The following is a 24,157-nucleotide window of genomic DNA, read 5'->3' as shown; positions in this document are numbered from 1 at the left end:
TTTTCAGTTTAAGATAGAGCATATTACTAAAAATAGTTATGCTATAATGTCATAACAGGTATGCATCTACATATAAGATAGAACCCTTTAATACGGGTCTCATGTAAAAGGGAAACAGATTAAAGCCATTAATTGCAATGGTATCTTATTCCTAAAAACATGGCTAAATTATGTGCATTTTCTGCGGTGATAACTTTTTCATTACAATTCTCTGGATTGAATAACTGCTCCTATTTTAGCAGTTATAAATCGACATACGATTTATGAAAAATCTCTTGAACATTTGTCTCATATGAAGAGGAAATAATCTCAATTATATTAATGACGGAAATGTCGTATTCCTGTAAAAACCATCGCTAAACCTTGCGCATCAGCTGCAGTGATAACTTCTTCATCACGCATGGAACCTCCTGGTTGAATGACTGCTGTTGCACCTGCTTCAGCTACTGCTAATAAACCATCTGCAAAAGGAAAAAATGCATCGGATGCAACCACTGATCCTTTTGTGAGAGTTTCTTTAAAACCTTCTCTTTTTGCACTTTCTGCTGCTTTATTTGCAGCAATTTTTGCTGAATCGATGCGGCTCATTTGTCCAGCGCCAATACCAACTGTTGCGCTATTTTTCGCGTATACAATAGCATTTGATTTAACGTGTTTTGCTACACGAAAAGCAAATTGAAGATCACGCATTTCATCTTGAGTTGGTGCTCGCTTTGTGACCACTTGCAATTTAAGATCATCAACCACCACATTATCACGTGATTGCACTAAAATGCCTCCTGCAAGTGTTTTCGCCAGAAGTCCTCCACAACGTGGATTAGGAACGCCACCTGTAATGAGCAAACGAAGATTTTTTTTCTTGGCGATAATTTCACGTGCCGCCATTGTTGCATCAGGAGTAATAATCACTTCCGTGAAAATTTTAACAATCTCTTCCGCACATTCCTCATCAAGGGGTTGATTTAAAGCCACAATTCCACCAAATGCCGATACATTATCACACATAAGAGCTTTCAAATAAGCTTCTTTCAAATTTTTCCCTTCCGCAACACCACAAGGATTGGCATGCTTAATAAGAGCAACAGCAGCGGTTTTTTGCGGATCAAATTCTGCCACAAGCTCAAAGGCTGCATCTGTATCATTCAGATTGTTATAAGAAAGCGCTTTACCCTGTAAAAGTTTTGCTGTTGCAACGCCAAAACGTTTTTCATTATTGCGATAAAATGCTGCTTGTTGATGTGGATTTTCCCCATAGCGCATAACATTTTCAAGATGACCAGAAAAACTTTGCCATGATGGTGTTTCAATCTTTAAATTCTGTGCAAACCATGCTGCTATTGCTGTGTCATAAGCAGCGGTGTGCGCATACGCGCGCATGGCTAACTGATGACGCATGGATAAACTTAAACATCCATTATGCTGTTTTAATTCGGCTAGAATCGAATCATAGTCATTGATCGCTGTTACAACACCGGTATAAGCATAATTTTTTGCCGCAGCGCGAATCATCGCCGGTCCACCGATATCAATATTTTCAAGAATCGTTTGTTGATCAGCTCCTGATTGGAGTGTCTCTTCAAAAGGATAAAGATTTACCACCAAGAGATCAATTCCATGAATGCTGTTCTTTTCCATAGCTTGCCTATGGCTAGGATTTTCTCTTACCCCTAACAAAGCACCATGAATCAAAGGATGAAGTGTCTTGACACGCCCATCCATTATTTCGGGAAATCCAGTAACTTCAGCAACATCCTTTACGGGTAAACCAGCCGCTATGAGGGTTTTGGCTGTTCCCCCTGTTGAAATCAATTCAACATTGTAAGTTGCATGAAGGGATTGGGCAAATGCAACCACCCCCGTTTTATCAGACACAGAAAGAAGAACACGATGAACCCGATTCAGATCAGGTATGGGAAAATTTTTGGTAACAACACCCATAACAGAAGCCTTAAAAATGAAAGAGTTAAAATTCCAGAAAAATAAGCTTAGATATTTATAGCACAAGCCTTTAGCAAAATATACTGAAAGGATAAACTGTCTTTATTAAAATATACGATGATTCTCTTTTTTTCTTATACTGTAAAATGCCATCATTGGAGGTGTTGTAAGAGGTATAAAAGTTTCACTGATACACTAAAATGTTTTTTGGTTGCTTATAATTTCAACATTTTATCTCCATAGCAGGTTTTAAATGCAAAACGCTTCCGCATGTTCTCTGTTATATTCGCTTTTGTATGTGAGATGAAGGCGAGAATATTGCATATACCCGTTTGAGTTATCTTTGAGAGATGGGAGAATAACCGGCAGAAATATGAAATTATAACGGTAGAAATGCGTGCTCATTTTTCCTGCCATTTTTTATTTTTATGCTTTTCAGAAGCATTTATGACAATGTTTTTAATAGAATGTTTTTTTAAGAGTGGAAACGACACATTGTTACACATTTTATGCATTGCCTTTTTAATGAGGTTACGTTTTGCATGCAAAATAAAACGCTATTATGGTGCGAATTTGTGCGCGTTTATTTAAAAAATATTTTTTAATGAAGAAACTTCCATTTTATGGTGGTCTTGTGAAGAGAGTCGTGTAAATTTTTCGTGAATGCTATAATAGACCCATTGTTGCCCATGATCCATACTTAAAGGTGTGAGGGCGGGATGCTCTTTCTTTTTATCTGTTTTCAATAATTTTATTCTGTGGTGTTTTCTTTATTTATGTGTGTGGGGGGGATTGCCAGAATGATTTTGCTGGTTTTGGTCAGAAGATTTTAAGCAAAAGAGTTTTACGGATATTTCGAGATCTTAATTTTAAGTTATAAAATGATGGAATTATTATTATAAATCAAACAAATGCTTCTTTAAAAACAAATTTTATGATGTGTCAATGCTCAATATAATAGTGTTAAGATTTTCTTTATTATGAAATATACATTTTAAAAGGTCAAACGATTTAATGACCCTCTTAGAGATTGGTATTTTACTTGTTATTGTTTAGGCTTTTTGCCGTACCAGAAAAAGAAAAGCGCCTAACACACCGGCAGCTAAAATAAACCACGTGATTGCGTAAACAAGATGATTGTTTCGAAAATGGATTATCGTAAGACCCGCGACGGGAAGATTTGCTTGTGGGGTTGTTTTTCTGGCATCAATGAAATAAGGGGCAACAGTGGATAACCGAAGTTTTTGTGCCATAGCGGGAAGATCACGCGTATACCACACATTCTTGACAGGATTATTTTTGCGTGGAAAAAATCCATTTTTTTCACTCATGCGTAATAAACCGATGACTGTCGTTTGTTCTGTGTTTGTGGTAGAATCTTGCTGAGATGAGGCATTTGTATGCAATGTCTCTGAGGATTGAAAATTGTTACGTTCATCCATGGGGATAAAGCCACGGTTGATAAAGGTCAGTGTGTTGTCAGTGGTTTGTAAAGGAGTCAAAACCCAGTAGCCCGTAGTGTTTTGAGCAACAGCAGTGACCAAAATATTTTTATTTTTTAAAAACTTTCCTGTGATAACAACAGGTTGATATTCATTTTTTTCGAAAGTAACATCAGCCCATTGATCTTTTTGGGGGGCTTTTATGGGAGCTAAGTGAACCCGCTGATTGGCACTGGTGATAAGATTCGTTTTCCAGTTTAATCGTTGTACTTGCCATATGCCTAATGCACTGAAGAGAAGAAAAAAACAAATGCATAAAGTTCCAAACAAAAGAGAAGAACAACGGCAAGAATTTTTCTGAAGCTTTGTCATGGGAGAGGCTTTTTTGCTCATGATTGATGCTTCCTTTCAGAATAATAAACTTTATATTTTAACACGGTATGCCTTCAAAAAAAGCATTTTGCACGCTTTCTTGAAGAAAAAGATGAAGGATGAGTTAGCAAGAGATGAAAAAGATGCTATAAAAGACTTGACCTTTTGTTGTCGACCCCCTATTAGAAAGAAACTTCCCAATGATGCCCGTTCTAGGTCGCATTGTGTGTGCTTTGCGTTTATTATCTGCTTTGGGTGTAGGGATTTGAAAGTTTCTTAGAGTTTAAAGGTGAAGTCTATGTCGCGTGCATGTGAATTGACAGGGAAAGTGGTTTTGTATGGTAATAATGTGAGCCATGCAAATAATAAAACTCGGCGTCGTTTTTTACCAAATCTTTGCAATGTGACATTGATTTCAGAAGTGTTGCAGCAAAGTTATCGTTTGCGTATTTCAGCAAATGCGTTGCGTTCTGTGGAGCATCGTGGTGGTCTTGATAGTTTTTTGGTCAAGGCAGACGATAAAGAGTTATCGCAACGTGCGCGTTTGTTAAAACGTCAAATCATTAAGAAAAAAGCTGAGAAAGAAAGTGAGCAAAAGGCTGAACAAGCAGCGTGATTGTTGCGGGTGATTATCTTCGGTGGATTGACGCTGTAATCGCGGATCTTAGTCTTAGATAGTTTATTTTGGCTTTTCTCTCTTTGATCGTTCTATTATTTTATTGGTTCCATACCCCAGGTTAAAAAAATGTTTTCAAGCGGTCTTTTATTAGAACAGCAAAAGAGAAGGTATGTTGTTTTTTCTATTTTAGCAATGTGTCTTGCGGTCACTGCTTCTAATATTTTGGTTCAATATCCTGTCTATTGGTTTGGTTTGAATGAGCTTTTGACTTATGGAGCTTTTACCTATCCATTTGCTTTTCTCATCAATGATTTGACCAATCGTTTTTATGGTCCATCTGCTGCACGGCGTGTGGTTTATGCTGGTTTTTTTGCCGGTGTTTTTGTTTCTTGGATATTGGTAACACCGCGGCTTGCACTTGCTTCTAGTTTTGCATTTTTATTTGGGCAGCTCCTTGATATTGCTGTTTTTACGCCTTTGCGACGAAAAACATGGTGGAAAGCACCTTTAGCAGCAGCGTTGGTTGGTTCGGCGTTGGATACAGTGTTGTTTTTCTCTCTTGCTTTTTCGAGCTCTTTTGCCATTCTTGATAAGATAACAGGGTATGCTGATAGTTCACTGGTGGAGAGTACTGTTTGGGGAGGAATAGGCATGCCAGTTTGGCTCTCGCTTGCTTTTGGCGATTTTTCCGTAAAAATTATTATGAGCTTGTTGATGTTGATTCCTTATGGGACAATTCTTAACATTGTAAAGCTTCCTCTTTATCAAAATCATCCAAAGGATGATTCCTCTTTTGCTTGTAACAAATAATAATCTTTATTCTTATCTTTAAACTGAAAATTTCCGTTATATTACGCATGCGATAGCATCGTTGATAGGGATAGCTTATCGCTTCACGGTTGCAGGGAGAGGCTCTCATTTCAAGATTTATTTTGTTAGAAGCTAATAAAAATTATTTGTTGAGGCTCTCATAAAAAATGGATGGATAAGCACTCTTTGAAAGAGGTTAAAAACACTTTCTTATAAGCCACATTGATGTAAAATAAATTTCAATTGTGTGTTTTAACTTATTGATTTATAATGATAATTATTTTTATTTATTGACTAAAAGCCTTAAATGTAAAGACCTTTTGTTCCAATCTCTCGTATATTGTCTCAATCAAAAGTACCTCTCTTGCATATGACAAGTGGGGGAAGATCGTATAGATAAGAACATTCCAGAAAAGACAAAAATGCCTCTCCATGAATCATCTTAAATTTCAAGTTTTTTCGGGATATTGGGTGCAAGCATAATAATGGTATCGGTTTTCTTTTTCTCGAGCGTAAAAATGGTGATACTGAATGGATTTTAAACTCAATATTATTCATAGGCGCTTTTGTGAAACATGTTTGGAAGTAAAGTGAAATGTTTCTTTAAAATAGAATTATGCTTTCCGGCACTGCTTGTCATGTGCAAGCAAATGATTTTGCTTGCTTCAATGTGGCACAGATTTGAAATGAAAGAATTGTAAGGTATTCTGGATTCTCATTCACGTTGAATAAAGCTAGATGTGCATTATAAATCAATCTATTGCTGATTTAAAGCGGGGTTATTTCTTATAAAGTTTGGGTGTTTTATCACTAAAAAGGGCTTCTAGTTGTTTTGTTATAGCGTTTGCAAGTTCTTCGGCATTCATAATTGTTACAGCACGTTGATAATAACGTGTGACATCATGACCAATTCCAATGGCAATGAGCTCGATGGGGGAATGGGTTTGAATTTCTTGAATCACTGCGCGTAAATGTTTTTCTAGATAATTGCTGGCGTTGACTGAGAATGTTGAGTCGTCAACAGGGGCACCATCAGAAATAACCATGAGAATGCGACGTTGTTCACGCCGTGATAAAAGGCGTTGATGCGCCCAAATTAAAGCTTCTCCGTCAATATTTTCTTTTAATAATCCTTCTTGCATCATCAAACCTAAATTGCGGCGTGCGCGCCGCCATGGCGTATCGGCACTTTTATAGATGATATGACACAAATCATTAAGGCGTCCAGGATGATGAGGTTTATGTTGCTTCAGCCATTTTTCGCGTGATTTTCCCCCTTTCCAAGTTTTGGTGGTAAAACCTAAAATTTCAACTTTTACACCACAACGCTCAAGAGTTTGTGCCAAAATATCAGCACAACTTGCGGCAACACTAATGGGACGTCCGCGCATTGAACCAGAATTATCAATGAGGAGTGAAACAACCGTATCCCGAAATTGGGTGTTGCTTTCTATTTTAAAAGAAAGGGGTTGCATGGGATCAATAATCAAGCGTGGAAGCCGTGCCGTATCGAGATATCCTTCTTCAAGGTCAAAGTTCCACTTGCGATTTTGTTGGGCCATAAGGCGCCGCTGGAGACGGTTGGCTAAACGTCCAACAATGTTTTGAAGATGATTGATTTGCTTATCAAGAAAACGGCGTAAGTGATCTAATTCGTTTTCAGAACAAAAATCGGTTGCTTCCAAAATTTCATCAAATTGACGAGTGAAGATTTTATAATTGCCAAGCTTTTCCATTTGTTCTGAATCGGAAAAAAGACGTTTGGGTTTGCTCGGCTTTTCTTGCCAAGGGCCATTTTTCTGCTCGCCGTCAGTTTGATCATTGTCGTTTGTTTGTGTTGCTAGTGTTTTTCCTTCATCTTGTACATCACTTTCTTGTTCAGTGCTGGTTTGTTTTTCACTTTGAGCGTGTTTTTTGTTTTTACTTTCTTCTTCTGTTTGGTTTTGAGATTCATATTCGTTTTTTAATTTTTTATTGTTTTCATTGTCAGAATCTTCATCTTGTTGCACTGTTATTTTGAGTGTAGCAAGCATTTGGCGCACGATCTGTGCAAAAGCTTGTTGGTTATAAATATGATGTGTGAGTGCATTGAGTTCAGCTGCGGCTTTTTGTTCAAGTTCTTGGCGCCACAGTTCTAAAACAGGACCTGCTTCTTTTGGGGGAGCGCGCTTTGTTATTTTTTCGCGCAATAAAAGAGCAATCGCTTCTTGGATGGGGGCTTCACTTTGGTTGCTAATTTTTTCATAATGGGCTCTTTTGTATTTATCGGCGAGCATGACATCAAGGTTTTTTGCAAGTCCCTCTAGGGCTAGAGTACCGATAGCTTCAACACGTGTTTGTTCGAGGGCATCAAAGATAGCCCGTGCTTCTGATTCTGCTGGCGCAAACTGCATGTGAATGCGGTTATCATGCCATGCTTTGCGCAGAGCCATGGAATCACCTAAGCCGCGGGTAATGGTGATATCTTTATCTGTAGCGCGTTGTGGTAATTCTGGTAAACATGCATAATTTTCGCTCAAAGATGGTCTGTTGGGACTAAAGGAAATTTCTAGGTGGGATGACCCTGCAATGGCACGCATACAGGTGGAAAGAGCTTTCTTAAAAGCTCCACGATCAAGCGTATTGGGGGGAAGATTGTTTGTTTGATTTTTGCTATTGTCGTCAGGGGCGATCGCCATAATTGACATGTTCCTTTAAGACAAGACACCCTGCATGAGTGATTCGGGAAGCTCTTGTCCAAAGGCGCGTTGATAAAATTCTGCGACAGTGGCACGTTCGAGTTCATCACATTTATTGAGAAAGGTTAACCGGAAGGCAAAGCCAATATCTTGAAAAATTGTGGTATTTTCTGCCCAAGTAATGACAGTCCGTGGGCTCATGACTGTTGAAAGATCTCCATTGATAAATGCTTGGCGGACCATATCAGCAACGTGAACCATTTGTGAAATTGTCTTTTTTCTCTCAGTCGTTTGAAAAGATTTGACCTTTGAACAAACAATATCAACCTCTTTATCATGGGGTAAGTAATTTAAGATTGTAATAATAGACCAGCGGTCCATTTGGGCTTGATTGATTTGTTGGGTGCCATGATAGAGCCCTGTTGTATCGCCAAGACCAATAGTATTGGCTGTTGCAAAAAGACGAAATGCTGGATGAGGAGAGATAACGCGGTTTTGATCAAGTAAGCTTAGTTTTCCAGAGCTTTCAAGAACACGTTGGATGACAAACATAACATCGGGACGCCCCGCATCATATTCGTCGAAAACAAGAGAAATATTATTTTGATAAGCCCATGGCAAAATGCCCTCTTTAAATTCAGTGATTTGTAAGCCATCTTTTAAAACAATCGCATCTTTTCCTATAAGATCAATACGACTTACATGACTGTCGAGATTAATGCGAAGACAAGGCCAGTTAAGACGGGCAGCAATTTGTTCAATATGCGTTGATTTCCCTGTTCCGTGATAGCCGGAAACCATGACACGACGGTTAAAAGTAAAACCTGCAAGAATTGCTAAAGTTGTTTGCGGATCAAAAAGATAATCGGGATCGATATCAGGAACATGCGGGCTTTTTGTACTAAAAGCAGGGACTTTCATATCCGTATCAATATGAAATAGATCGCGAGCGCAAAGTGTAATATCAGGTGTATTTTCAACGATAAGATTTGTCATGATGTGTCTGGTAAGGAAAGGACGCTATTTATCTCATGAGAAAACGATACAAGAGTTAGAGCATTTATGCAATGCTCTATAACGAGAGCTTTAGAGATGAAGAAAGATGAGATGAAGGCGATCTTTTTCATCTATTCTATCATGTTTTGTGAAGACAATAATGTTTTATGCAAGCGTATTTTTTCAGCACAAACCAGATTTTTTGAGCAAATTATAAGCATGCAAAACATCACGAAAGCGCTCTTCTGAAGCACGATTACCACCATTGGAATCAGGATGGTGCTTTTTTACCAACTCTTTATATTTCATTTTTATATCTTCTGCTGAAGCATTTGCTTGTAGCCCCAGTGTATCAAAAGCTTTTGCCTCTAAGGGCTTTAATTTTCGTGAGAAATTACTGCTTGAATGCCGTTTAGTAAAAAGCGTGAAGGGATCGCGCATACGATTTTGATAAGCCGCTGTTCCAGAGCGAATCTTTGCATAATCGGCTGCGGTTTTTTTCGTTGTCCCATTGCTAAGATCTGTAGGCCATGTTGGACGATGCCCTGTGAGCGCATCTTTTTGGAATTTTGCGATATCTTGATTGCTAAGACCAGAAAAGTAATTAAAATTTTTATTATAAGCACGCACGTGCTCAATACAAAAATGTAGATATTGTCCTTCGTGATTTCGACCTGCTGGTGCTTTATGGGTCCCTGTCTTTTCACAACCTTCCCATTGACACTGTTGCGCTTCTGGCTCAGATTTTTGTTTTTTATTTGAGCTTATGCGGATTGAATCGAATAATTTAGATGTTATTGCCATATTATTGGTTTATGCAAAATTAATTAATTTTACAAGAATTGACTTTTAAAAAATTTGTTTGCACAGTTAATTTGGTTATGAAGAAGGTGTATTATTGCACTTTTAATTTTGTTAAGGAATGAAAAATGTCTATAGAAACAATCATCAAAAGAAAGCTTCAAGATGCTTTTCATCCGCAGAAACTTGAAGTGATGAACGAGAGTCATCTTCATGAAGGGCATCCTCATAATGAACATGCTTTTGATGGTAAAGGAGAAACACATTTTCGCGTGAAAATTTTATCTTCTTCTTTTTCCAATATGACGCGCGTAGAAATCCATCGAGCGATTTATCAAGTCTTAAAAGAAGAGTTAGCGACTTGTGTTCATGCCTTGGCCCTTGAGGTTAAAACGCTTTAATTTTTTTTGATAAGGCGTTTTTAAGAACGAGGATGCGCCTTTTGATAAATTTCCAACAAATGTTCTGTATCGACATGGGTATAGGTTTGTGTGGTGGAAAGACTCGTGTGCCCAAGAAGTTCTTGAATTGTTCGCAAATCTCCCCCTCTTGATAAAAGATGGGTGGCAAAAGAATGGCGTAGTGTATGGGGGGTGGCCGTTTCTGGTAAACCAAGACTTGTACGTAAGTTGCGTACAGTTTTTTGAATGATAGCAGGCTGTAGAGTACCACCTCGCGCACCGCGAAACATGGGGTGGTTATCTCTTAAAGGATATGGACAGCATTTGAGATAATGTTGTACAGCTTCGTAAACAATTTTGATGAGAGGGACAAGGCGTGTTTTGCCTCCTTTTCCTGTTATGAATAAACTTGTTTTTCCAGGATCAGAAAATTGTTCTGGTGTGAGGCTTAAGGCTTCTGATATTCGCATTCCACAGCCATAAAGAAGCATGAGGACAGCCGCATTACGCGCGTTAATCCAAGGCTTGTTTTCCAGTTGATTTTCTTGTTTGACGATGTGGAGGGCTGATTGTATCGCTAAAGGTTTTGGAAGCGATTTTGGATGTTTGGGGCTTCGGATAAGTTGAGCAGCGGGAATATTGACGATACCTTCGCGCGATAGGTATCTGAAAAAAGAACGGATACCTGCTACCCCGCGGCTTAAAGAACGTGCACTGACGTTGTTTGTACGTCGATAAGCAAGATAAGCACGCAAGTCACTGACACGTAAATGAGCAAGATCTGTAAGGGTTGGTGCATGGCTTAAGTGTTGACAGAGAAAAGATAAAAATTGCCGCGTATCACGTTCATAGGCTTGCACTGTTTTTGCAGACATACGACGTGTTTTTATAAGACACTCTAACCAGTTTTTCCTTGCGGTTAAAATCGCATGGTCTGCTGGAATGAGAGGACGATTTTCATCTTTTCTCTTGTCGACTTTTATAGGCATTATCTAGTTGAGGGTTTCTTTCTTTTTAGATTTTTCATCGTCGACGTGACCATTATTTTTTTCAGATTGCTCTTCGCGGTTGATAAGTTGTTTTTCACCTTTGAGAGAGAGTATTTTTAAAAGATTATGCGTTGACATCAAATGCGCAAAAATTAATCCTAAAAAGCCATTTTTATGAAGCTTGGCAAGTTGGCTTGCCGATAATTTATTCAACTTCTCTTCGTCAACAACCCAAAAATTTTCTAATTGTGCTGAGAGACCTTCATCGTTTTTCACATTGATTGATTTTTGACTGAGAAGATCCATTTCCACAAGGGCATCAATAAATTCAGAGGTTTTCTCCATAGCGATTTTAAAACTTTCAAGAAAATGAATCCGTTCTTCCATAAAAGGAGAAATAGAGCCATCAGAATTAAAAAGTTCTGTTCCTGCGACTTCATTAAACATCCCTGACTGTTGATCGAAGCAAACAGAAAGCTCTTTTTCATTACTAATTTGTGCTAAAACAAATGGATAACGACGAACAAAAGCAGGAACATAAGTATTGGTTTTCCAACTTTTATCAGAGGCAATATAGTCATTTTCGTCGTTCGAAAGACCGACAAGAGCGGCGGAAGTATAGTGCCGTTTTTTTTGTTCATCTTCGGCGCACATAAACAAAATAGGATAGTCTAATGCTGCTTGAAAATATTCAGTACTTGCTAAAGGAACCCAGTGCGTATCTTTGGCAAAAGACATATCGCTTGGCGGTGCAAATTTTAGATTTTTATGGGAAACTTTGTTGATTGGCGTGATATCTTTGTAAAATAGCATAATATTTGCCATAAGACTTTCTCCTTTATTGATTTGTTTTTGTTACCAAGAAAGGTCTTTTGGGAAGATTGTCTCATATGGCAACAAGATTGAATAGAAATGGTTAAGATTGAGGGTTCATTTTCGAGAGATGATGTTTTTGCATGAAGTATAATGAAGAAAAGCTGAAAAATAAAGTCTATCTTGCCATTATTGGTATGCCTCACGGTATAAGAGGAGATGTTTTTGTTAAAATTTTAAGTGCCGAGCCACAGCGTTTCAAGTCTTATGGGATTCTTTATGATGATATGGGACGTTCTTATGAAATTGTAACTCTTCGCACACAAAAAAATAACGCGATTGTACGTTTTAAAGGGATTAATAATCGTAATGATGCCGAGTCTTTAAAAGGTATTCGCCTTTATGTGATGCGTGATCAATTGATTGATGATTTGAGCGAGGATGAGTTTTATCAAGTTGATTTAATAGGTTTGCGTGTTCAAGAATATGGGGGAAAAATCTTAGGTGAAGTAAGTGGGTTTTTCAATTTCGGGGCTGGTGATTTGCTTGAAATACGTTTGAATACAGGCAAAAAAGTGCTTATTCCCTTTAGTAAGGTGGCGGTACCAGAAATTTGTATGGATTCTGGTTTTCTTATTGTTGATCCGATAGCTGCTGGACTTAGCGATGGGGGAGAAAATGATCAATAAGGAAATGGCGTGAATCTAAAAAATAACTGACGAATTTCGTCAATAAAAAGTGAAAAGTATGAAAATAGTAAGAATACACTTTTGAGTAGATATTATAGCGCTTTACCTTAAGATATTTCTGAATTTTTAGAGTCTTTATTTTTAAACTGCAAGTTAAGAGAAGGAGCCTATTAAGTATGGCGCAGATAAAGAGGATTCAAATTAATGTTATAGCGTTATACTGAACTGATTTGTGCCATTTTGATTTAAAAGAGTTTGTTGAATAAGATGAGGATGAAAAAATAAAAATGAAGTTTCAGGCGCGCATTTTAACTCTTTATCCTGAAATGTTTCCTGGTTTTTTAGGGTATTCTTTAGCAGGGCAAGCTTTAGAGCGTGGAATTTGGTCACTGGAGACAGTGCAGATTAGAGATTTCGCTTTGGATAAACACCATAGCGTTGATGATACACCCGCTGGTGGGGGGGCTGGTATGGTGATGCGGGCGGATGTTTTGGCGGCTGCGCTTGATGGTTGTCTACAGGATTCACCGAGATTATTGATGAGTCCACGTGGGCACCCTTTTGATCAAGCTTATGCGCGTCGTTTGGCTGCTGATTCGGGCGTAACATTGGTTTGTGGACGTTTTGAAGGTGTTGATGAGCGAGTCATCGAAGCACGGAAATTAGAAGAAGTCTCTATTGGTGATTATATTCTTTCCGGTGGTGAAACCGCTGCACTGGTTATCTTAGATGCTATTATACGTCTTCTTCCTGGCGTGATGGGGAATAAAGCTTCTGCAAAGTGTGAAAGCTTTGAGAATGGTTTGCTGGAACATCCGCAATACACGCGTCCTTCTCTTTTCGAAGGACGAGAAATTCCGCCCGTGTTGACCTCAGGGCATCATAAGGCGATTGCAGATTGGCGTCAAAGACAAGCTGAATTGTTAACACGTCAACGTCGTCCTGATCTTTATGCGCGTTATGATAAAAATCGTCAGAAAACTTGATTCATAGGATAAGGTAGTGTATTGCATGGCTCTCTTTTTTAAAGAGTTTTTAATAAAAGGTTTTCTGTAGTTCCAAAATTAAAATGAAGGAATGGTGTATTCGCTCCTGTGTAAGGCATAGCTTAAAGAGCATCTTTTCGTAGTATAAGGCTTTTTGGGTAAGAGTTGAGCGCTCTGACTGTTCGATAAAGAACATGAAGGATAAAAAAATGAATATTATCGCACAGCTTGAAGCTGAACAATGTGCAAAAATTGAAGAAAAGCGCCAATTTCCAGCCTTTAAACCAGGAGATACAGTTCGTGTCATGGTGCGTGTGACGGAAGGTACGCGGACGCGTGTTCAGGCTTATGAAGGGGTGTGTATTGCGCGTTCAGGCGGTGGGTTGAATGAGACCTTTACAGTACGCAAGATTTCTTATGGTGAAGGGGTCGAACGTGTATTCCCTGTTTATTCTCCTTTGATTGAAGCTGTTGAGCTGGTGCGTCGTGGTAAAGTGCGTCGTGCAAAACTCTATTATCTTCGTGGTTTGAGAGGTAAAGCTGCCCGTATTGCTGAAAAGAGAGATTATCGAAAAAAGGGTGAAAAGGGCGTTGAAAAAGTAGAAAAAAACTTGTAAACGCAGATGTTGAAACGCAAGTTGCTGAGTAAAAATTATATCAGTTAAACTTTATACAAAAGCGGCTTTCAGGCCGCTTATTTGCATCTTTTATGATTCGTTTTGTTATTTGAAAGGTTTGGAGGGGACATAAAAATATTTAACCTATCCAAATTTTGTCTCTTTTTTTATTCTTAATAATTGGGTGAGGTGCAGAGTATCATTGAACATGTCGTGGATACTCAAACGGGATAAGTATCGTTTGAAAAAATGTCTGTTTATATTTGATAAAAGATATTAGACCTTTGACGTTAAGATGAAAGTGTATTAGATTAAAGCAAGTTTTGCGGTTCATACCCGTGGAGTAATCGGTTTTTTTATGCGTGACCTTTAATCCGTTATTTGAGACAACCGACCTGTAGTATCGGTATCTTGAGATGCCAAACAAGTGAAAACGAGATAATATATTGGATCATTTTGTATGAACTTTCTCGTTCATTGCGGTTGTAAAAACCAGGTCAGGATATTTTATGACAGAAAAAACTAGGATAAAAAAGCGCCCTCGTTCCCCTCATATAAGTATTTATCGTTGGACAATTACTATGGCCATGTCCATTGCACATCGTATTACGGGTATGGCCCTTTATGTTGGAACGGTTTTTTTTGCTGTTTGGTTAATTGCTATTGCATGTGGCGAGGAGGCGTTCAGAACGGTTCAAGAGATTTATAGTTCTTGGTTTGGATTGTGTATTTTATTTCTTTATACTTTGGCAGGGGTTCATCACATGGTTGGTGGTGTTCGCCACATTGTTTGGGATTTGAATCCTTCCCTTTTGGCGAAAGAAAAAGCAACCGTGGTGGCATGGGCAACCGTGTTTATTTCTCTTATTGTTACTTTTGCAATTTGGATTATTGGATATACCGTTGTTTAGCTGGGGGTGAAAAGAGACATGAAAAAAGATTTTCGAACGGAACTTGGAAAAGTACGGGGGCGTGGGAGTGCTCATGAAGGAACAGAGCATTTTTGGTTAGAACGTTTGACAGGGTTTATCAATCTACCGCTTTTGATATTTTTTATTGTTCTTATTCTTTCGCTTGTGGGCAAGGACTATAGTATTGTACGTGCAAGGCTTGCACATCCTGTTGTTGCTGTTTTGATGGGATTGATGACTCTTTCAGTCTTTTATCATATGAAACTTGTTATGCAGGTGGTGATTGAAGATTATATTCCACGCGAAGGCTTCCGGTTATTCTTTTTGATATTGAATATTTTATTTTGTTTTTTCATGGGCGGTGTCATTATTTTTTCTCTTTTGAAAATTGCATTAGGGGGGTAAACAAATATGGCGGGTACAAGATCATCTTTGGGCGTTAAAGCAGGTAATGCCCCTTATCGTACTGTAGATCATAAATTTGATGTTGTTGTTGTTGGGGCAGGTGGTGCAGGATTACGTGCAACACTGGGAATGGCAGAACAAGGATTAAAAACAGCTTGTATCACGAAGGTTTTTCCAACGCGCTCACACACGGTGGCAGCACAAGGGGGGATTGCTGCATCGCTTTCAAACATGGGGCCTGACAATTGGCAGTGGCATTTATATGATACCGTGAAAGGTTCTGATTGGTTGGGTGATACTGATGCAATGGAATATTTGGTGCGTAATGCCCCTGCTGCTGTATATGAATTAGAACATTATGGCGTTCCTTTTTCGCGAACGCAAGAAGGAAAAATTTATCAACGTCCTTTCGGTGGACATACGACACAATTTGGTGAAGGCCCACCTGTTCAACGGACTTGTGCAGCGGCTGATCGTACAGGACATGCCATTTTGCATACGCTTTATGGACAAAGCTTAAAGCATAATGCGCAATTTTTTATTGAATATTTTGCGCTCGATCTCATCATGACGGATGGGGTTTGTACAGGAGTTGTGGCATGGAATCTCGATGATGGTACAATACACCGTTTTTCTGCTAAAATGGTCGTTCTTGCGACCGGTGGTTATGGACGTGCTTATTTTTCCGCGACATCGGCACATACTTGTACGGGTGATGGGGGTGGAATGATCGCACGGGCTGGATTACCCCTTCAGGATATGGAATTTGTGCAATTCCATCCTACAGGAATTTATGGTTCTGGCTGTCTCATTACAGAAGGCGCTCGTGGTGAGGGGGGCTATTTAATTAATTCTGAGGGTGAATGCTTTATGGAGCGTTATGCACCTTCCTTTAAGGATTTGGCTTCACGCGATCTGGTTTCGCGTTGTATTACGCTTGAAATTCGTGAAGGGCGTGGCGTTGGACCTAAAAAGGATCATATTCATTTGGTTCTCAATCATATTGATCCTGCAATCTTGCATGAGCGTTTACCAGGGATTTCCGAATCCGCCCGAATCTTTGCAGGGGTGGATGTAACAAAAGAACCAATCCCCATCTTGCCAACGGTTCATTATAATATGGGCGGGATTCCGACCAACTACTACGGGGAAGTTCTCAATCCAACGGCTGATTCACCAGATCGTATTCAACCAGGGTTGATGGCGGTAGGAGAGGCGGGATGTGCTTCTGTTCATGGTGCTAACCGCTTGGGATCAAATTCATTGATTGATCTTGTGGTGTTTGGGCGTGCTGCTGCCATTCGTGCGGGTGAAGTTATTGATCGTAATGCAGAAATTCCACCTTTGAATGAAGAAGCGGTTGACAAAATTATGGCGCGTTTTGATCGTTTACGTTTTGCGCAAGGAGCGATACCAACAGCTCTTTTGCGTGAAAAAATGCAACGCACAATGCAAGAATATGCAGCAGTCTTCCGTACAGAAGATTCTTTACAACAAGGATGTCAACGGATGAATAAAATCTGGGGGGAATTGTCTGATCTTAAAGTTACAGATCGTTCTCTGATATGGAATTCTGATTTGGTGGAAACATTAGAGCTTGAAAATCTTATGGCGAATGCAATTGTGACTGTTCATTCTGCACAAGCACGTTTAGAAAGCCGTGGTGCTCATGCCCGTGAAGATTATCCAGAGCGTGATGATAAAAATTGGCGAAAACATACGCTGTCACATTTGTCAAAAGAAGGTAAGGTGACGTTATCATATCGACCTGTTCATGTGGAGCCGTTAACAGCTGAAGCTGATGGTGGGATCGATTTAAAGCGCATTGCACCTAAAAAACGGGTTTATTAAGGGGAGAATGAAATATGGTACAAATTAAGCTTCCCAAAAATTCTCAAGTAAAACCTGGAAAGGTTTGGCCTAAACCTGAAGGTGCAACAAAACTGACAGAATTTCATGTGTATCGTTGGTCGCCTGATGATGAAGAAAATCCACATCTGGATACTTATTATGTGGATCGTTCTGCTTGTGGTCCTATGATTCTTGATGGGCTTTTATTTATTAAAAACCATATTGACCCAACTTTGACACTTCGCCGATCATGCCGTGAAGGCATCTGTGGTTCTTGTGCCATGAATATTGATGGAACCAATACATTGGCTTGTACCAAAGGTATGGATGATGTAAAACACCCTATTAAGGTCTATCCTTTGCCTTCCATGCCGGTTGTGAAAGATTTGGTTCCTGATTTAAAGCGCTTTTATGCACAACACCGAGTCATTGAACCTTGGTTGCAAACTGTTTCGCCTGAACCTGCAAAAGAATGGTTACAAAGTTACGCTGACCGCCAAAAAATTGATGGTCTTTATGAATGTATTTTGTGTGCCTGTTGCCAAACATCATGTCCAAGTTATTGGTGGAATGGTGATCGTTATTTGGGCCCTGCTGTTTTGCTCCAAGCTTATCGCTGGATTGTGGATTCACGTGATGAGATGTGTGGTGAACGTCTTGATAATTTAGAAGATCCTTTCCGTCTTTATCGCTGTCATACGATTATGAATTGTGCACAAACCTGTCCAAAGGGATTAAATCCAGCAAAAGCAATTGCTGAAATTAAAAAGCTCATGGTTGAACGCCGCCTTTAAAGAATGACGAATTCATGAAAGTAAAGGTCAAGCCTAGAAATAGTATGTGCCTTTGGAGATTTAATCTCTAAAAGCGCATTGGCCTCTTATGAAGAACGGTAGTCACGATAATCGTTCTAAAAATGAATGAATTCTTGTAGAAGCAATCTTTGCTCATGAATGGCTGAGAAAAAACTCATGATTAAATACTATCTGTGCAAATTGATTGATTCATGAAAAGTAAAGTGAAACACGAAAAATTGTATTTTTTGTGCTTTTTGAGATTTAGTCTTCTGAAAAAATTTATTGGCTTTCATAAGATGCTCAACATAATTATTCTTTCCTTAAAAAGGCATGAGTCTTGAGGGTAAAATAAGCACTTAAACAGTATTCTATGCAAAAATGATATGCCATGTTTTTTATTAAATTCGTATCAAAATTCTTACTTTWATTGCATGATTCAATTGAGCGTTTTTTATAAAAAATTACTTTATCAATAGAGCACAAAAAACAAAGAATAATACAAATATTATAACGCCTGTAAATCATTCAAATGAAATACAAAGGCGTGACGACAGTCCATAATTTTCGATGTTTATTATAATATCGAAAATACTGCTGATATTCAATGATTGGGCGATTTTGATACCATCATCACATATCTTTAAATGTCATATTTTATTTTAGGGATTCGATTGTTAATCGCATTAAAAAATAAAATTTATAATTCTCAAAATTGGAGAATATAAAATCACTCTCTATTATTGTGATAGATCATATAATTAATGGGGGAAATCGTTTAAAACTGTTGTAATGTCAAACGATTTAAATTTATTAGAGAGCCCATAAAAGGCTTTTGAGAAAATATCAAATTTATAGGTTTTTCTAAAAGTTTAGAAAACGATAGTTGAAATTTTAGGAACATGTCTTGTGAATGTGAAATAAGCGGTGTTTGTAGGCTGGTTTTAAGTCAAAAGAATTCAATCATTAAAGAAAGTGTGTTTTATTTTTCTGTATAAGAGATATTTTTAAACATAAAAAAGCCCGCCGAGTATTAACAGATATAATCTGTCATTACTTGGGTTTTTATTCTGTTATTCCATAAAATATCATCATTTGAGATGTGGTGATAAAGTGTTTAGAAGGTGAAAACTGCCGGGAAAGGAGATGAATTACAGATTGGCGTGGATTAAAAAGCTTTATTCTTTGGGATGGTGTTCGGTGGAGCCTGCTAGTCAATCATGTAAATTAGAACAAAATCTATGTAGATAGGCTTTTAATTTCGCTTCTCTCTATATATTGTGATAGGAAATTCATATTAAGAGGACTACGACTGGTTTCAGAAAAAAATCATGGTGAAAAATCAAGCTCGCTTGTCACCACCCATTTTGCGATGTTGTTCGTGAATGGTATAACGATAAAGCCCCCATGGAAATAATATAAATCTATAGAACAACTACATCTTTACGCTTAAGTAGCACCAGCATATACTTTTTTAGCTCTCAATGTTAATCTTTAGCGTTTGAGATGCTTCATAAGAGGCATTTTTAATGCTTTCTTATATAGTTTTATACACGCAGGCTTTCCCTACTCTTAGTAACATACACGCAAGCTGTTTTGGTTCATTCAATATAAACAAATTTGGAATGAGAGAATTCTACAATATTAAGATCTTTTATCTAATATGCAAGACAATGAACATTCTTTATAAATAAATGTGATGAGAATTAAGAAGTTGGATGGTCAATCTATGCTTGTCGGAACTTTTGCTCTTTGAGATATTGAGAAGAGGGCAGTAATATTTATGAGTAGGATGTGTCTATATAGTTTATGAACATTGTTTTTGAAGGTGAGGATATGAGTCCCACGTGATATCGTGAGTAAAGCTTTTTTTAGAGCAATTTGATTGTTTACAATTTGGTATAGAATAAGAATCTTTTTTCGTGAAAAGTGTAGAAAATGTACTGGAGGAGCAAAAAAGAGGGGATATATAATAAAAAGCCGTAATCAATTTTTACGGCTCTTTTTGTTTGTGTACTGTTATCAAAAGATTTTCCCTTAAGCGATTTTTGATTTAGCAAAAATCGGGTCGTAAAAGACTTCAGTGAGTTTTCTATCTTTAAAGAACAATATGACATCAACTGTTGTATAAAGAACGATCTTTATCATTTCTATCTCGAGTTGGCGGCCAACTTCTGATCTTTTAATCAAGGTGGCACATCGTTCAAATGTCTGCAAAGCACTGTTGGCATGCGTCGTTGTAATCGATCCAGGATGACCCGTGTTGAGTGAATTGAGATATTCCCATGCTTCATTGCCTCTTAATTCAGCAAGAAAAATTCGATCAGGTGATTGACGCATACATGCATCTAGGCATTCTTCAGCTGAAACACGCCCCATATTATTACCATAAATCATATTTACGTGATTAGGGTGATTGGGTAGAAAAAGCTCGTGAACATCTTCAATCGTGATAATACGCTCTTCTACAGGAACTTTTTCAATGAGTGAGCGGGCAAATGTTGTTTTACCAGATCCTGTCTTGCCTGCAATGATAATATTGCGTTTGTAAAGGACGCATTCTTCCAAAAACTCAAGAATTTTTCCCTCACGTTTATGTTGTAAGAGTTGAACTTCAAATGGTTCCAATCGTGTAAAGTCCTGCTTTGATAACAAGTTATTGGCTTCTTTTGCTGAAGGCTTATTAAAACTTACATCGGAAAAATCATCAAATGCCCCTTCTTCTTTGAGTTCTTCTAACGTCTTAACGATAAGAGAATGTTTACGAATTACAAAGGAAAGAGTGCCATCAATGACAGCTGGTGTTTGGATAATTGTACCACGTTGTCCACCAGGCAAGAGCACATAATTAATACTTCTAGGAGCTATACCGTTATAAACGATAATAGCTGTAATAAGCGTTTGCAAAAAAGCTGTTGTTAACTCTGGTACGCTATGGACCTGCCACCCGTTGAAGCTTTTTGTCCATACTTCACAGGGGCGGCAAATCGATAATTCAGTGATCTTCGGATCTTCTAAGAAACGATCAAGCGGTTGCAAAAGCTGAGAAACTGCTTGATCTTTTTGTATTGGGTTAACGTGTGACGAGACTGTAGACATCGCTGAAATCCAGATCGCGAGCAACAAAAATATTTATTCGTTCGCCTTGGTTTTTGTAAAGTGTTGGGGTGATATTGAGGGTATTTTGCAGAACATCAGCCACTACTGATGTAGCATTCTGAACACCTTGAGATTGTGAATTCTCTTTATTATTTTCTTTACTACTTTTATAAACTTTTCCTTTCACCCATTCTCCTAAATCACCGATGATGCTCACCATAATTGCGTTACCAAATCGTTCCCAAAAGTGTTGGTCGACCCAGCCGCCAATACCCGCTTCACCAAGAGGACCTGTGCTGGGTGAGTCAAGATTGACAATAACACCAGAAGGTGTTTCAATGCGTAACCATTGTACAAACACACGCGCTTGTCCTTGTTGTAAGCCATTTTGGTAAAAACCAACAACTTTAGAACCACGATCGAGCAAAACAACACGACCACTTGTGGAATAAATATCACGCGTTAAATGACAAGTCGTCATTCCAGGTTGTGATGTGATGATCTTTGTTTCCAATGTACAATCTATTTGCGTTCCTTGCGTAATCAAAAGGTCACGGTTACGAAGTTGTGCTGCGTGAGATTGGCCTAACCGTACAGGTTGGAGATTTAATGCACCACTGTCATCATTCGATGCCTTATTGTTTGTCTCCGTAGATCCTTCACCCCCATCATTGTTGAGACTAGAACTGAGCATACGTTTGCGTGCTAATTCTTCAGAATCTTGGAGCATATGTGGGGGAACAGTTGTTTGGAGAAGTTTAGCTAAGGCTGGTGAAATATCTAGGCTTGATTCTTCTGTTTGTATTGGTTTTTCTATTTCTTCTACAGGTTTCGGCTCTTCTATAATCCGAGGAATATAGCTTGGTATAACTTGTTGTACCGTTTGTTGAGGGTTCTCCTCCTCAATTTCTACAGCATTATTCATTTTAACCGCTTTCCAAGTCAGAGCAATCGGTATCGCTATTATGACAACGAGTCCTACTATTAACAATGCACGAGCACCTGGAATTATTGGACGTTTTTCTGAACCTAGTTCGGAGCTCCCATAAGCATCTTCAATATGTTTTTGCTCTATATCCGGTTTTCTACCTTTTTCATCTCCTTCCTTATTTTCAAACATCATTTTCCTCCTTTATTAATACGATAAACCACTGAAGATACCGTTCCCGTTGTGTTTGGTATACCATTAGGATCATAGGCTTCATTAAAAACAGCTAGGGCGCGTTTACCAAGCCGTATGATCCATTTAGGATTGACTTTATGAACGGCGATAATATCGTTAGAACTACCGATAACAGTGCGTGGTATTAAGCTTTCATTTCCTTCAGCGTCTACAAAATAAATCGATGGCATATCCATGTTGGCAGGAAACTTGAAGTAAGTAATACGCCCATTATCCCAAGCATTTATCGGTGCAATATCTTGGTGACCGCTCATGGTGTAACTGAGATTATAACCTTTTACGCTTTGGTGAAAACCACGCTCAATTGCAAGACGCCGATTGTTCTCTTCTGACTTTTCATCCGTTGAATCGGGATAATGGAAAGCCAATTCATAGGTCGATCCCGCACGGTCATTTCGAAATTGTAGTCGGAATTTATAGCTCCGTTTGTCGGTTACAACAATAAGGTTGGTATTGGCAAGTTCTGCTTTTGGTTTAATAAAAATATGCCGCCCTTTATGAGCAAAAGCATAGGCTTCTGAATCACCAAAGGCATGGGTGATATACTGTTCACCTTCTTCAAGAATGATATGCGTTGCCACACCAAGTACTGTTTCAATTTGAACCACATCAGCTTCGTTATACGTTATATAGCGAATACGATGATCATATTGTGAATTTGATGGAGTTTTGAGCGCCTGCACAGGTATCGTATAAAGAGAAGAAAACGAAGATAATAGAACAACGAAAGCAAGTTTTTTCATGACAATCAATCCCTTAATCATTCAACAATATTTCCGAGTCAGAACGGTAACTTGTTACTTGAAAACCAAGAGGGTTAAGCAATCGATCAGATGATTTCATGGGTGCACCGACGTAGGTGTAGCCAATTGTTGCGATTTGGTGTTGTTTTGGTCCAGAAGGAGAGCCGCTGCTGTCAAGTTGTTGTGTCGTAAAACGTACAGTTGCTTGACCGAGTCCATTAGGTTGGATTGATCGTACTTTAACTGTGATACGTGCTTTATTGGAAAGCACTTTATCTCGTGCTTCTTCTCCTTCATAAATTTTATAATATTCTTGTTGAACAGATGCAGCACTTAAAAGTGCTGTTGTGTCATAGTTCAGCTGAATGGTATCGTAGTCATAAGTTTCGCGGTTAAGCACATATTGGTTAAGCCAATATCTATCTACAACTTCACCATAGCTTTCTTCATGCTCACGCATGATCGAGATAACATCAACTGCACCCGTTGTATTATCAACGCGTAACACTAGGGGAGTTGGAGCTGGTTGAGAAAATCCAATAACTCCACATATCATACCGAATAAGCCAAAAAGACCAACAGCACTCGCTACACGCCACGCCGTTCTACGCGATCTTATAAATTCATTTATAAGATCGCGTTCTAAACCTCGGCTTTCTTCATAATAACTGCTAAGCTGTTCGGCTTTCACTGGTTTTGCTTGTTTTTTTTTCATCTGTCTCCTCGCTTAATTTCGGCAGGGATTGTATTATTAATAGGCACACGATTTCTCTCATTTGGTTGCTTTAGCTTTGGTGCTAATGCACAGGCCGATAAAAGGTTTGCAATCAAAATTATAAGAATGATATTTTTCATTTTAAGATTACTCTTTATTGTTGTTAGATGTATTCTAACATTTTTGATCATTATTGCACAGGCCGATAAAAGGTTTGCAATCAAAATTATAAGAATGATATTTTTCATTTTAAGATTACTCTTTATTGTTGTTAGATGTATTCTAACATTTTTGATCATTATTGC

General features: G+C 38.4%; 21 protein-coding genes and 1 pseudogene. 10 read left to right on the top strand and 12 right to left on the bottom strand.

The genetic code is table 11. The features are described from left to right. Positions 1–318: 318 nt before the first annotated feature. Complete coding sequence (purH, locus tag HWX04_RS03840; RefSeq protein ID WP_175868898.1) at positions 319–1,938, bottom strand: bifunctional phosphoribosylaminoimidazolecarboxamide formyltransferase/IMP cyclohydrolase; 1,620 nt, start codon at positions 1,936–1,938, stop codon at positions 319–321. Between the two features lie 1,052 nt (positions 1,939–2,990). Next, positions 2,991–3,773: an SURF1 family protein gene (locus HWX04_RS03835; RefSeq protein WP_175868897.1), complete on the bottom strand. Its 783-nt coding sequence runs from the start codon at positions 3,771–3,773 to the stop codon at positions 2,991–2,993. Between the two features lie 277 nt (positions 3,774–4,050). On the opposite strand from HWX04_RS03835, the gene rpmB reads away from it, so the two are divergent. After that, entirely contained in the window at positions 4,051–4,368 is a 318-nt protein-coding gene (gene rpmB / locus HWX04_RS03830; RefSeq protein WP_175868896.1) for a 50S ribosomal protein L28, read from the top strand. 129 nt (positions 4,369–4,497) lie between these two features. Next, the gene (locus HWX04_RS03825) at positions 4,498–5,181 is read left to right on the top strand and encodes a VUT family protein (protein ID WP_175868895.1); all 684 of its coding nucleotides are present in this window, start codon (positions 4,498–4,500) and stop codon (positions 5,179–5,181) included. Positions 5,182–5,960: 779 nt separating this feature from the next. Here HWX04_RS03825 and cobT read toward each other — a convergent pair. The 3 genes from cobT to HWX04_RS03810 form a co-directional block, all read right to left on the bottom strand. Next, a complete protein-coding gene (cobT, locus tag HWX04_RS03820; RefSeq protein WP_175868894.1) occupies positions 5,961–7,859 on the bottom strand; it encodes a cobaltochelatase subunit CobT in 1,899 nt (632 codons plus the stop codon). Between the two features lie 15 nt (positions 7,860–7,874). Further along, on the bottom strand, positions 7,875–8,855 hold the full coding sequence (cobS, locus tag HWX04_RS03815) for a cobaltochelatase subunit CobS (RefSeq protein ID WP_175868893.1): 981 nt from the start codon (positions 8,853–8,855) through the stop codon (positions 7,875–7,877). A 183-nt stretch (positions 8,856–9,038) separates the two neighbouring features. After that, the gene (locus tag HWX04_RS03810) at positions 9,039–9,659 is read right to left on the bottom strand and encodes a J domain-containing protein (RefSeq protein ID WP_175868892.1); all 621 of its coding nucleotides are present in this window, start codon (positions 9,657–9,659) and stop codon (positions 9,039–9,041) included. A gap of 125 nt (positions 9,660–9,784) precedes the next feature. Between HWX04_RS03810 and HWX04_RS03805 the strand changes: the two genes are divergently transcribed. Further along, positions 9,785–10,057: a BolA family protein gene (locus tag HWX04_RS03805; RefSeq protein WP_175868891.1), complete on the top strand. Its 273-nt coding sequence runs from the start codon at positions 9,785–9,787 to the stop codon at positions 10,055–10,057. 20 nt (positions 10,058–10,077) lie between these two features. On the opposite strand, the gene HWX04_RS03800 is transcribed toward HWX04_RS03805, so the two are convergent. Next, complete coding sequence (locus tag HWX04_RS03800) at positions 10,078–11,046, bottom strand: tyrosine recombinase XerC (protein ID WP_175868890.1); 969 nt, start codon at positions 11,044–11,046, stop codon at positions 10,078–10,080. Positions 11,047–11,049: 3 nt separating this feature from the next. Next, positions 11,050–11,871, bottom strand: coding sequence for a SapC family protein (locus HWX04_RS03795; RefSeq protein WP_175868889.1), 822 nt, complete (start codon positions 11,869–11,871; stop codon positions 11,050–11,052). Between the two features lie 131 nt (positions 11,872–12,002). On the opposite strand from HWX04_RS03795, the gene rimM reads away from it, so the two are divergent. The 7 genes and pseudogenes from rimM (at position 12,003) to HWX04_RS03760 (ending at position 18,112) form a co-directional block, all read left to right on the top strand. After that, positions 12,003–12,548, top strand: a complete 546-nt coding sequence (gene rimM / locus HWX04_RS03790) for a ribosome maturation factor RimM (RefSeq protein ID WP_175868888.1) — start codon at positions 12,003–12,005, stop codon at positions 12,546–12,548. 287 nt (positions 12,549–12,835) lie between these two features. Continuing rightward, positions 12,836–13,534, top strand: a complete 699-nt coding sequence (trmD, locus tag HWX04_RS03785) for a tRNA (guanosine(37)-N1)-methyltransferase TrmD (RefSeq protein WP_175868887.1) — start codon at positions 12,836–12,838, stop codon at positions 13,532–13,534. Between the two features lie 209 nt (positions 13,535–13,743). Beyond that, positions 13,744–14,183, top strand: a pseudogene (gene rplS, locus HWX04_RS03780) (50S ribosomal protein L19). A gap of 477 nt (positions 14,184–14,660) precedes the next feature. Continuing rightward, the gene (sdhC, locus tag HWX04_RS03775) at positions 14,661–15,062 is read left to right on the top strand and encodes a succinate dehydrogenase, cytochrome b556 subunit (RefSeq protein ID WP_175868885.1); all 402 of its coding nucleotides are present in this window, start codon (positions 14,661–14,663) and stop codon (positions 15,060–15,062) included. Between the two features lie 18 nt (positions 15,063–15,080). Continuing rightward, positions 15,081–15,467 (top strand): succinate dehydrogenase, hydrophobic membrane anchor protein, encoded by a 387-nt coding sequence (gene sdhD, locus HWX04_RS03770; protein ID WP_175868884.1) that lies wholly within the window; start codon positions 15,081–15,083, stop codon positions 15,465–15,467. A gap of 6 nt (positions 15,468–15,473) precedes the next feature. Beyond that, a complete protein-coding gene (gene sdhA / locus HWX04_RS03765) occupies positions 15,474–17,318 on the top strand; it encodes a succinate dehydrogenase flavoprotein subunit (protein WP_175868883.1) in 1,845 nt (614 codons plus the stop codon). Between the two features lie 14 nt (positions 17,319–17,332). Continuing rightward, on the top strand, positions 17,333–18,112 hold the full coding sequence (locus HWX04_RS03760; RefSeq protein WP_175868882.1) for a succinate dehydrogenase iron-sulfur subunit: 780 nt from the start codon (positions 17,333–17,335) through the stop codon (positions 18,110–18,112). 2,037 nt (positions 18,113–20,149) lie between these two features. Here the strand turns inward: HWX04_RS03760 and virB11 are convergent. Genes virB11 through HWX04_RS03735 form a run of 5 tightly spaced genes read right to left on the bottom strand, consistent with a single transcriptional unit; the run spans position 20,150 to position 23,992 of the window. Beyond that, positions 20,150–21,211, bottom strand: a complete 1,062-nt coding sequence (virB11, locus tag HWX04_RS03755; RefSeq protein ID WP_175868881.1) for a P-type DNA transfer ATPase VirB11 — start codon at positions 21,209–21,211, stop codon at positions 20,150–20,152. Beyond that, entirely contained in the window at positions 21,186–22,331 is a 1,146-nt protein-coding gene (virB10, locus tag HWX04_RS03750) for a type IV secretion system protein VirB10 (protein WP_175868914.1), read from the bottom strand. Before virB10 ends, virB11 begins: the two co-directional genes overlap by 26 nt. Then, positions 22,331–23,137: a P-type conjugative transfer protein VirB9 gene (virB9, locus tag HWX04_RS03745; RefSeq protein ID WP_175868880.1), complete on the bottom strand. Its 807-nt coding sequence runs from the start codon at positions 23,135–23,137 to the stop codon at positions 22,331–22,333. Before virB9 ends, virB10 begins: the two co-directional genes overlap by 1 nt. A 13-nt stretch (positions 23,138–23,150) precedes the next feature. Beyond that, positions 23,151–23,852 carry a VirB8 family type IV secretion system protein gene (locus HWX04_RS03740; RefSeq protein ID WP_175868879.1) on the bottom strand — a complete coding sequence of 234 codons (702 nt, stop codon included), beginning with the start codon at positions 23,850–23,852 and terminating at the stop codon, positions 23,151–23,153. Next, entirely contained in the window at positions 23,849–23,992 is a 144-nt protein-coding gene (locus HWX04_RS03735; protein WP_175868913.1) for a TrwH protein, read from the bottom strand. Before HWX04_RS03735 ends, HWX04_RS03740 begins: the two co-directional genes overlap by 4 nt. Between the last annotated feature and the right edge of the window lie 165 nt (positions 23,993–24,157).

The organism is Bartonella gabonensis, assembly GCF_903679515.1.
Taxonomy (GTDB): domain Bacteria; phylum Pseudomonadota; class Alphaproteobacteria; order Rhizobiales; family Rhizobiaceae; genus Bartonella; species Bartonella gabonensis.
This window is presented reverse-complemented; position numbering and strand designations above follow the sequence as displayed.

What these genes read in the sequence shown, in the direction of transcription:
- purH (WP_175868898.1), bottom strand. Translation starts at nt 1,938, where the DNA reads ATGGGTGTTGTTACCAAAAATTTTCCCATACCTGATCTGAATCGGGTT.
- HWX04_RS03835 (WP_175868897.1), bottom strand. Translation starts at nt 3,773, where the DNA reads ATGAGCAAAAAAGCCTCTCCCATGACAAAGCTTCAGAAAAATTCTTGC.
- rpmB (WP_175868896.1), top strand. Translation starts at nt 4,051, where the DNA reads ATGTCGCGTGCATGTGAATTGACAGGGAAAGTGGTTTTGTATGGTAAT.
- HWX04_RS03825 (WP_175868895.1), top strand. Translation starts at nt 4,498, where the DNA reads ATGTTTTCAAGCGGTCTTTTATTAGAACAGCAAAAGAGAAGGTATGTT.
- cobT (WP_175868894.1), bottom strand. Translation starts at nt 7,859, where the DNA reads ATGGCGATCGCCCCTGACGACAATAGCAAAAATCAAACAAACAATCTT.
- cobS (WP_175868893.1), bottom strand. Translation starts at nt 8,855, where the DNA reads ATGACAAATCTTATCGTTGAAAATACACCTGATATTACACTTTGCGCT.
- HWX04_RS03810 (WP_175868892.1), bottom strand. Translation starts at nt 9,659, where the DNA reads ATGGCAATAACATCTAAATTATTCGATTCAATCCGCATAAGCTCAAAT.
- HWX04_RS03805 (WP_175868891.1), top strand. Translation starts at nt 9,785, where the DNA reads ATGTCTATAGAAACAATCATCAAAAGAAAGCTTCAAGATGCTTTTCAT.
- HWX04_RS03800 (WP_175868890.1), bottom strand. Translation starts at nt 11,046, where the DNA reads ATGCCTATAAAAGTCGACAAGAGAAAAGATGAAAATCGTCCTCTCATT.
- HWX04_RS03795 (WP_175868889.1), bottom strand. Translation starts at nt 11,871, where the DNA reads ATGGCAAATATTATGCTATTTTACAAAGATATCACGCCAATCAACAAA.
- rimM (WP_175868888.1), top strand. Translation starts at nt 12,003, where the DNA reads ATGAAGTATAATGAAGAAAAGCTGAAAAATAAAGTCTATCTTGCCATT.
- trmD (WP_175868887.1), top strand. Translation starts at nt 12,836, where the DNA reads ATGAAGTTTCAGGCGCGCATTTTAACTCTTTATCCTGAAATGTTTCCT.
- sdhC (WP_175868885.1), top strand. Translation starts at nt 14,661, where the DNA reads ATGACAGAAAAAACTAGGATAAAAAAGCGCCCTCGTTCCCCTCATATA.
- sdhD (WP_175868884.1), top strand. Translation starts at nt 15,081, where the DNA reads ATGAAAAAAGATTTTCGAACGGAACTTGGAAAAGTACGGGGGCGTGGG.
- sdhA (WP_175868883.1), top strand. Translation starts at nt 15,474, where the DNA reads ATGGCGGGTACAAGATCATCTTTGGGCGTTAAAGCAGGTAATGCCCCT.
- HWX04_RS03760 (WP_175868882.1), top strand. Translation starts at nt 17,333, where the DNA reads ATGGTACAAATTAAGCTTCCCAAAAATTCTCAAGTAAAACCTGGAAAG.
- virB11 (WP_175868881.1), bottom strand. Translation starts at nt 21,211, where the DNA reads ATGTCTACAGTCTCGTCACACGTTAACCCAATACAAAAAGATCAAGCA.
- virB10 (WP_175868914.1), bottom strand. Translation starts at nt 22,331, where the DNA reads ATGTTTGAAAATAAGGAAGGAGATGAAAAAGGTAGAAAACCGGATATA.
- virB9 (WP_175868880.1), bottom strand. Translation starts at nt 23,137, where the DNA reads ATGAAAAAACTTGCTTTCGTTGTTCTATTATCTTCGTTTTCTTCTCTT.
- HWX04_RS03740 (WP_175868879.1), bottom strand. Translation starts at nt 23,852, where the DNA reads ATGAAAAAAAAACAAGCAAAACCAGTGAAAGCCGAACAGCTTAGCAGT.
- HWX04_RS03735 (WP_175868913.1), bottom strand. Translation starts at nt 23,992, where the DNA reads ATGAAAAATATCATTCTTATAATTTTGATTGCAAACCTTTTATCGGCC.